The 1,560-nt window shown below is 62.1% G+C and carries 2 protein-coding genes; one reads left to right on the forward strand and one right to left on the reverse strand.

Annotated features, from left to right (window positions below; translation table 11 throughout):
• Nucleotides 1-76 precede the first annotated feature (76 nt).
• Nucleotides 77-517 (reverse strand): VOC family protein, encoded by a 441-nt coding sequence (locus WA989_RS00200; protein ID WP_424338516.1) that lies wholly within the window; start codon nucleotides 515-517, stop codon nucleotides 77-79.
• 103 nt (nucleotides 518-620) lie between these two features.
• On the opposite strand from WA989_RS00200, the gene WA989_RS00205 reads away from it, so the two are divergent.
• The coding region (locus WA989_RS00205; protein WP_424338517.1) for an alpha-hydroxy acid oxidase at nucleotides 621-1,560 on the forward strand (940 nt) is incomplete at its 3' end.

Below are 1,560 nucleotides of genomic sequence, written 5' to 3' on the forward strand. Positions count from 1 at the left end.
CTCCCGTGTCAGTGTTTAGGCGAGGTCTGCACTATAAAACGCAGAGTCGCTGAGAGGTGTTCCAGCCGGTCCAGCCTTAGCGGGGCCGGAATTCAGCGCCTTCCGCCAGCACGCCCTTGCCAGGCACGAAATTCACCTCGCCGCGCATCCCGTCCGGGTCTTCGAAGAGGACGGAATAATAGCCAGGCGCCCAAGGCCCTTCCTCGGGCGCATGTACGATGGTGCCGCCGATCGCTTTCACGAGCTCATGCATCTCATCAACCGTTTCGCGGGTTTTCGCCCGGAAGCAATAATGATGCAGGCCGACGCGCCACTGATTGGCCCGCTCGCCCCTGAACTCATCGTGGGGCTTTCGAACCCCGAAAGCCGTGCGCGCGCCGACGCAATAGAAGATCTCGTCCGTGTCCGACACGATGGTCAGCCCCATGGCCGGCAGGAGTTTGCGATAGAAGGCGGCTGTTTTCTCGAAATCCCCCGCCGTTACAATGACATGCGCCATGCCGCTAATGTCCATCATCGAGCTCCCTGTCTCTCGCCTTGCGATAAGACGAAAATTGACGCGGGGACCGTCAAGCCGGTACTGATCAGGAGCAGCCGGATGGCCAGGGAGGGCTTGAGCGGTGAGACTGAAACAGGCGCTGAACATCGACGATCTCCGCCGCATGGCCAAAGCGCGCCTGCCGCGAATGGTATTCGACTATATCGATGGCGGCGCCGATGATGAGGTAACGCTGAAACATTCGGTCAGCCGCTATGATGACTATCAGCTCACCTGGCGGGCCCTGCGCGATGTGACGAAGATCGACACCTCGACGACCATCATGCGCCAGGCGACGAAATTTCCGTTCTTCATCTCGCCCACGGCAACGACCCGCCTGTTCCACCCGGCTGAAGGCGAGCTGGCTCTGGCGCGGGCCGCAGAGGCGCGCGGTGTCATCTATGCATGCTCGACGCTTGCCTCGCAGACCGTTGAAGACATTGCGCAGGCGACCTCAGGACCGAAATGGGTGCAGCTCTATGTCTGGAAGGACAAGAAGATCGTCAGAGACTTTCTGGCGCGCGCCAAGGATGCGGGGTTTGCCGGCTGCATCCTGACCGTCGACCTGCCTGTGCCCGGCAATCGCGAGCGCGACCCGCGAAACAGCTTTTCCATCCCGCCAAAGCCCAATTTGTCGCTTGCCCGCCAGCTGATATCCAAGCCGCGCTGGGCATGGGACATGGTGCGCAGCCCGGCGATCACGCCTGCCAATTTCAGCCACCTTGAAGGCCAGAGCGACCAGGGCGGGCTGATCGGTTTCGTCAATGCGCAATTCTCGCGCGCGGTCACCTGGGCAGATGTCGAATGGATGCGCGAATTCTGGGGGCCGGGCTTTGCGATCAAGGGAATATCCCGCGCCGAGGACGCCAAACGCGCGGTCGAGCTCGGCGCTGATGCGGTCTGGATTTCCAATCATGGCGGGCGCCAGCTCGACACATCCGTGCCGACCATCGACCTCTTGCCGGAGATCGTCGACGCGGTGCGCGGGCGCGCCGACATCATCGCCGATGGCGGGGTACGCC

It is taken from the genome of Henriciella sp. (assembly GCF_049649345.1).
Classification (GTDB): domain Bacteria; phylum Pseudomonadota; class Alphaproteobacteria; order Caulobacterales; family Hyphomonadaceae; genus Henriciella.

Coding starts and splice junctions, on each gene's coding strand:
- WA989_RS00200 (WP_424338516.1), bottom strand. CDS start 517: ATGATGGACATTAGCGGCATGGCGCATGTCATTGTAACGGCGGGGGAT.